General features: G+C 65.2%; 8 protein-coding genes. 3 read left to right on the top strand and 5 right to left on the bottom strand.

Translation table 11 applies throughout. The features are described from left to right. From ACE3UY_RS13310 to ACE3UY_RS13330, 5 genes are all read right to left on the bottom strand, one after another. Positions 1-545, bottom strand: a 545-nt coding sequence (locus ACE3UY_RS13310; RefSeq protein WP_374687995.1) for a cbb3-type cytochrome c oxidase subunit I, incomplete at its 3' end; no start/stop codon positions are given. A gap of 33 nt (positions 546-578) precedes the next feature. Beyond that, positions 579-1,061, bottom strand: coding sequence for a cytochrome c oxidase subunit II (locus tag ACE3UY_RS13315; protein WP_374687996.1), 483 nt, complete (start codon positions 1,059-1,061; stop codon positions 579-581). 56 nt (positions 1,062-1,117) lie between these two features. Further along, positions 1,118-1,249 carry a cytochrome c oxidase subunit 2A gene (locus ACE3UY_RS13320; protein WP_374687997.1) on the bottom strand — a complete coding sequence of 44 codons (132 nt, stop codon included), beginning with the start codon at positions 1,247-1,249 and terminating at the stop codon, positions 1,118-1,120. Between the two features lie 74 nt (positions 1,250-1,323). Next, a complete protein-coding gene (locus ACE3UY_RS13325; RefSeq protein ID WP_374687998.1) occupies positions 1,324-2,025 on the bottom strand; it encodes an SCO family protein in 702 nt (233 codons plus the stop codon). Positions 2,026-2,037: 12 nt separating this feature from the next. After that, positions 2,038-2,829 carry an SCO family protein gene (locus ACE3UY_RS13330; RefSeq protein WP_374687999.1) on the bottom strand — a complete coding sequence of 264 codons (792 nt, stop codon included), beginning with the start codon at positions 2,827-2,829 and terminating at the stop codon, positions 2,038-2,040. 424 nt (positions 2,830-3,253) lie between these two features. Between ACE3UY_RS13330 and ACE3UY_RS13335 the strand changes: the two genes are divergently transcribed. The 3 genes from ACE3UY_RS13335 to menD all read left to right on the top strand — a co-directional run. After that, positions 3,254-3,901, top strand: a complete 648-nt coding sequence (locus ACE3UY_RS13335; protein ID WP_374688000.1) for a TetR/AcrR family transcriptional regulator — start codon at positions 3,254-3,256, stop codon at positions 3,899-3,901. Between the two features lie 17 nt (positions 3,902-3,918). Beyond that, on the top strand, positions 3,919-5,409 hold the full coding sequence (locus ACE3UY_RS13340; protein WP_374688001.1) for an isochorismate synthase MenF: 1,491 nt from the start codon (positions 3,919-3,921) through the stop codon (positions 5,407-5,409). 1 nt (position 5,410) lies between these two features. Beyond that, a partial coding sequence (gene menD, locus ACE3UY_RS13345) for a 2-succinyl-5-enolpyruvyl-6-hydroxy-3-cyclohexene-1-carboxylic-acid synthase (RefSeq protein ID WP_374688002.1) occupies positions 5,411-6,567 on the top strand: 1,157 nt, incomplete at its 3' end.

Below are 6,567 nucleotides of genomic sequence, written 5' to 3' on the forward strand. Positions count from 1 at the left end.
CGCCATTGCCAATAAGTCATGTAGTAGCCCAAACCGGCCACCCATGAGCCTACCACCACCAGCACCAGGCCCAGGTAGAAAAAGACGCTGGCCTTCATCGGTGGGTAGAACGTGTAGAGCACCGAGGCCAGGTTGGTGAGAATGGGGATGGCGGCCATGACGAGGCCGACGACCATCAGGATCAGCGCGATCCGGTTGACCAGCGGGCGAACCAGCGGGCGGCCCAGACTGCGCGGCACCGCGTAGGTGAAGAAGCCGACGATGAAGAAAGTCGTCCACACGAGGGCGTTCAGCACGCCGTGGGCGGTCAGACCCTGGTAATAGGTGCTAATGCGAACACTGCCGACGCCGATCCGGCTCAGCGCGGGATACCAGTTGATGCCGACGTGCTCCAGCTTCTGCAGCGGGCCAAGCGAGCCGCCAATGAACAGGGCAACCATGGCGATGCCGATCGACCAGGCCGCCAGCCGGTTTTCGGTCTTGTATTCAATGGCCGGAACGGGAGCCGCGGCCGCTTTGTCCTGTTGTGCTTTGCGTTTGGTCATGGGTTCTATGTCCTCCTGGGTGTTCGCGTCGCCTTACTCTTCCACCACCAGTTGGCCGAACATGGTGTGATGCAGCGTACCGCAGTACTCGTGGCAGATGAAGTTGAAGGTTCCCGGCGTGTCAAAGGTCGCCGTCAATTTGCTCACCTCGCCCGGCACCACCATGAAGTTGATGTTCGTGTCCTGCAGCTTAAAGCCATGCTGTATGTCGCGGCTGGTCACGTAGAACGTGACTTCCGACCCACGCGGGATGGTGATGGTCTTGGGCGTGAACTGCCACATCTGGCCCAGGATGTAAACCTCATACTTGCCGGGCGACAACTCGCGCAGGCGCTCCGCTTCGGGCAAGCCCCACGGCGAGGGCGGCGTGGCCACCGTTCGTGGATCCACTCGCTCATAGGGCCGGGGCACGCGGATGCCATAGGCGAAGCTGCTTACCGCCAGGGCCAGCATGAATACCGCCAATAAGGCCACCGCGGCATACATGAATAAACGTTCATAGCGATCGATATGCATTGACGTCTCCTTCGGCTACTCACTGATCACTAGTTAAATCGAATCCCTGCGCGCCACTAGCCCCCCGTCATGCCACGGGAGATGAGGGTCAAATAGGCGCTGCCCCACAGCGCGAGAATAAGGATCAAAAAGATGACCATCAAGGCGATGGTTCCCTGCGGCGTCTTGTACTTGTCCTTGTCGTTCATCCTACCTCCTTATCGAATTATGAATTAGGAATTATGAATTAGGAGTCAAGCTTATCCTCTGAGGATCTTAATTCTTAATCCCTAACTAGATACCGCACGTCTTCGGCCATGTCTTGCCCCTTCGTATCGAAGGGGTAGACGATCCGTAAATACCCTTCCTTGTCTATGACGCTGACCGACGCGGTGTGGTCGACCAGGTAGCCGGTGGCCGCCGTGCCCTCGTGCCGGTTGTAGTAGATACCGAACGGCGTCGTGGCCGCCAATAGCTCCTCATCCGTGCCCGTCAGGCCCACAAAGGACGGGTCGAAGTGCGACAGGTACTCGCGCAGCACCGCGGGCGTGTCGCGGTCGGGATCGAGCGATACCAGCACCACCTGAACGTCATCGGCGCGCCGGCCGAGCGCCGCGTTCATCTTCTTGAGCTCGTTCATCGTCGTCGGGCACACGTCCGGGCAGAAGGTGTAGCCGTAATACAGCAGGACGACCTTACCGCGCCAATCGCTGAGGCTCATCCGCTCGCCGGTGTGGGCGGTCAGCGTGAAGTCGGGGGCCTGATTCGGCGATTGGATGACCAGCCCGTTGAAGTTGGGCGGGCCAAAGGGCAGGCGGCCGTTGATGAGACTCCACGCCGCCACACCGCTGAGCGCCAATAGCGCGACAATGCTCGTCCAAACGACGAGACGCTGCCGCGGCGTGCGCCCGGTCTGGGGCGTAGCGCCGGCTGCGGTGTTGGCCTCTGGGTCGGTGGTGGGCGCCGGAGCGCTGGGAGTGGTCATGGCGAGTAATTGTTAACGCGGGTAACAAAGAAAAAGGTGGGCCGCCTCATAGCCGAGGCGGGCAACACCCTGGCTGTTCTCAGCCTCATTGATGAGATAATTCACGTCGCGAGTCAACAGCTCCGGATCGAGCTGGCCGGTGCGGTACTCGGCCCGCATGATGCCCAATTGATCGACGAGCACGTAGCGCGGGTCGAAGGTGATCCGGCCTGGCGAGTCGGCCGTCGGTTCCTGAGGGTCGGAGTAGTACACGTTGAATCCGCCGCCGACGATGTAGCGCGTCCGCAAGGGGTCGCCGGTGAGCAGTTGCCAGCCGAACGCCTCTTGGTCGGGCGCAAGCGGGGCGGCGGTATCCGCGAGACGTTCCACCGTGTCGCGCTCGGGGTCCAGGGTAATGGTGACAAACGATAGGGGCGTGCCGGCCGGTAGCCGCTCGCCCATGGCGTGGCGCAGCGCGTCGATGTCGGCCAGCGATTGCGGGCAAGCGCCGTCGCAATCCAGGTAAGAGAAACTGTAGAGCGTGAAGTGACCGCGCAGGTCTTCGCTGGTCACTGTCTGTCCCGCTTCGTCAACCAGGGCAAAGCCGGGCGCGGGCGCGATGCGCGGCAGGACGGTGATGGGCCGGAGAATGTTGAAGGCCACAATGGAGAGCGTGATGACCAGCGCAACCGCGTACAGCCAGTTCCAGCGCCGCGGCTTGGCCCGGCGAGCGACAGGCGTCGCCTGGGCCGCGCGCAGCGTACGCCGATCGGTCATGCGCTCGTCGGGTAGCAACGGCTCCCCAACGCTCGAAGGGTCAATCACTGCTATCTTCTCCTGCAACTACTTCCGTGGCTCCCACCACGGCTCACCCGCTACTGATCATAACGCTGCCCAGGTTCTGAGGCAAGCCCAAACCGGGCGCCATGATACTCATGTAATAGGCCGGCCAATCGGCGTGACAGACCGGCTGATCCGAGAAAGTATAACGGTTGGTGGCCGGCCGTCCACCAAGATACAAGGTGAGATATGCTAATTTTGCATAGGTTCGCCATAAACCAATGAGTAAGCGCCGCTTTGTCTTGATCCGTGAACGCCATTGTGATAAACTGCACAAAGTAAGTTCAACGGATTTTGAACGTAGTGAAAGCGCGCACGTCGAGAACCGTTCGGTCGGCAGCGCGCTCATTTTAGCCCAAGTCAACAGACTGACCAGTCGGTTTGCTTGGGTGGCAGCGAGGCAACTTCAGTGTTCGACTCGGATAATAGCTCAACCTTGCGCGACCCGGGGCAGACGAAGGAGCGTATTCTGGATGCCGCCCTGCTGACTTTCTCGCGCAAAGGGTATCATGGCACGCGCCTGGATGACATCGTCGATGAATCGGCCACGTCGAAGGGGGCTATTTACTTTCACTTCGCCAACAAGGAACGCCTCTTTCTGGCCCTGGTCGATCAGTTCGCCGATCTGCTGGAGCGCCGGGTGCTGGACGCCATCCAGGATCAGGCGCAAGGGATGGAGCGGGTGCGTGTCGCCCTGGAAACGGTGTTGCAGACGTTCGGCCGCTACCGCCGCCCGGCCAAGATCCTGCTGGTACAGGCAGTCGGTCTGGGCAACGTGTTCGAGAAGAAACGGGCCGAAGTCAACGACCGCTTCGCCCGGCTCATCGAAACCTACGTCAAGGAAGCCATCGCCCTGGGCGATATCGCGCCGGTTGATAGTGAGGTCGTGGCCTATGCCTGGATGGGGGCCATCTACAGCCTCGTCATTCGCTGGGTGACCACCGGCGAGCCGGAGCCGCCGCGCATCATGGAGCACTTGGTGCCGTTGCTACTGCGCAGCGTCGGCTATGAAAGCCCGGTGAGCCGCCCGGCCGAGCCACGGCCCGCGGCTGCCTAACTTGTAAGCTGAGCGTGATGATCGAGTCGCCGGTCGATATTCTGACCTCCACACCACCCCGCCCCGCGCGCGATGCGCTGACCTGGGAAGACGAAGGGGGTGGCGCTGAATCAGCGCCGCGCCTCGTCAGCCTCTACGCGCCCGCTCCCGGTCTGAACGCCCTATCGTTCCTGGCCGGGGCCGCCGGGCTGGAACGGTTTTACTGGGCCGAACCGGCCGGCGGGCTAACTGTGGTCGGCGCGGGCGTCGCGGCCGAGGTGATCGCGCCGCCAGCGCTGGGCGAAGGTGAGGCGGGGCCGTTGGCCGTCGATCGCTTCGAGATAGTGGACGCGCGGGCGCGGCGCTTGTTCGACGGCGCGATTCTCCGGCCGGCTACCGGCCAGACACCAGACGCGCCGGCCGCCGAACGGCTGGCCCGCCCGCGCCTCCTCGGCGGCTTCGCTTTCCAGGATGACTTCGTGCCCGACAACACCTGGTCGGTCTTCAGCCCGGCTCACTTCGTCCTGCCGCACTACCAGTTGGCGCAATGGGGTGACGCGACCTTTCTGACCATCAACGCCCTGATCGGCCCCGATGAGCCTCTGGCCGAGAGTCTGGCCGCCCTGCGCGAGGCGCTCGACGCGCGGCTGGCCTTGCCCGTCGCGGTCGCGCCGGCTCGCCCTCTGGAGCGGCCCTGGCTGCGCTACCCGTTGTCGGCTGGCGAGTGGCGGGCGATGGTGGAGCGCGCCACCGATCTGATCCACGCCGGTGAACTGGACAAGGTCGTGCTGGCGCGGGTCTGCGAAGTGCGCGCCGACGAGCCGATCGACGCCGCCATGGCTCTAGAATTCCTGAACAGCCACTATGGCGACAGCTACCGCTTCCTCTTCGAACCCCAGCCGGGACATGCCTTCTTCGGCGCGACGCCCGAGTTGCTGGTGGAAAAAACGGGCGGCGGTATGCGCACCATGGCCCTGGCCGGCTCCATCGGCCGCGGCCGGACGGGCGCGCAGGATGACACGCTGGCGGCGCAACTGCTGGCCTCGACCAAGGATCGCCACGAGCACCTACTGGTCAGCGACGCCATCCGCCACAGCCTCGCGCCGCTGACCCACGATATCGCCGTGGCCGCCGAGCCGACCGTGCTGCGGCTGCGCAACATCCAGCACTTGCTGACCCCCATCTCCGCCCGGCTGGACGACGCGGAGGCGGGCATCTTGCCGCTGGCGCGGGCGCTGCACCCCACCCCGGCCATGGGCGGCGCGCCGCGCGAGCGCGCGCTGGCGCTGCTACGACATCTCGAACCTGTCCCCCGGGGCTGGTACGCCGCGCCGATCGGCTGGCTCGATAGCGCCGGCGATGGTGTGTTCGCCGTCGCCATTCGCTCGGCCGTGACGCAGCACAACCGCGCCTGGCTCTATGCCGGAGCAGGTATCGTCGGCGACTCGCAGCCGGAGCGAGAGTGGGCCGAGACGGCGCTCAAGTTCCGGCCGATGCTGGGCGCGCTGGGCGTGGAGGAAACAGCCTGACATGGATCTAAACGCCAACGCCAACACCCATTGGGCCTCCATCTTCGTCGATGAGCTGGCTCGCGGCGGGCTGGCAGCCGTCTGCCTGGCCCCCGGGTCGCGCTCCACGCCGCTGACGCTGGCCTTCGCCGCCCATCCGTCGGTGCGCGTCTACCGCCACCTGGACGAGCGCAGCGCGGGCTTTTTCGCCCTCGGTCTGGCGATGGCGACGGGGCGGCCGGTGGCGCTGGTCTGCACCTCCGGCACGGCCGCCGCCAACTTTCACCCGGCGATCATCGAGGCGTACTACTCCCACGTGTCGCTGCTGGTACTGACGGCCGACCGGCCGCCGGAACTGCGCCAGAGCGGGGCCAACCAGACCATCGACCAGATCAAAATGTTCGGCGACCACGTGCGCTGGGCGGTGGAGATGCCCGTACCCCAGGACGACGCGCCTGAACTCGTTCTGCGCCACCTGCGCACCCTGGCCGCCCGCGCCTACGCCGCGGCCGACGGGCTGGTGAAAGGGCCTGTCCACCTGAACTTCCCGTTTCGCAAGCCGCTGGAGCCAACGTCGTCGCCTAACGGCCGGCCTGTGGAAGCTGCGCCGGTGACCGGTAATTCTCGCCCCTTCACCCGCTTTCGCCGCGGCCGGCTGCTGCCCGATGAGGCGCAGGTGGCTGGCGTCGCCGACGCTGTTGAGCAGCATCCGCGCGGGCTGATCATCTGCGGGCCGGACTGCCCCGGCGGTGCGTTCCCGGCGGCCATGGCGGCGCTGGCCCGCGCGACCGGCTTTCCCATCCTGGCCGACCCGCTCGCCAACGTGCGGCATGGGCCACAGGTAGAAAACGGGCTGGTGCTGGGCGGCTACAACCTGTGGCTGCCGGCGTTGGGTGAGCGTCTGCCGCGCCCGGAGTTGTTGCTGCGCTTCGGCGCGGTTCCCACGTCGGCCACGCTGGCCGCCTATCTGAGCGGTCTGACCCCCAACTTCCACCTGCACGTGCGCGAGGATGGCGAGTGGGCCGACGACCAGCACATGACCGGGGCCTTCCTGCAGGCCGACCCGGCCGCTTTCGGCGAGGCGCTGGCCGGCGCGTTGGCGCGGCGCGGCTTCCGGGCGCGGCCGGAGTGGGTCGCGCCGTTCGTGGCCGCCGAGGCGGGCGCGTGGGCAGCGCTGGA

This window comes from Promineifilum sp. (SeqCode) (assembly GCF_041918635.1).
GTDB lineage: Bacteria > Chloroflexota > Anaerolineae > Promineifilales > Promineifilaceae > Promineifilum.

Coding starts and splice junctions, on each gene's coding strand:
- ACE3UY_RS13315 (WP_374687996.1), bottom strand. CDS start 1,061: ATGCATATCGATCGCTATGAACGTTTATTCATGTATGCCGCGGTGGCC.
- ACE3UY_RS13320 (WP_374687997.1), bottom strand. CDS start 1,249: ATGAACGACAAGGACAAGTACAAGACGCCGCAGGGAACCATCGCCTTG.
- ACE3UY_RS13325 (WP_374687998.1), bottom strand. CDS start 2,025: ATGACCACTCCCAGCGCTCCGGCGCCCACCACCGACCCAGAGGCCAAC.
- ACE3UY_RS13340 (WP_374688001.1), top strand. CDS start 3,919: ATGATCGAGTCGCCGGTCGATATTCTGACCTCCACACCACCCCGCCCC.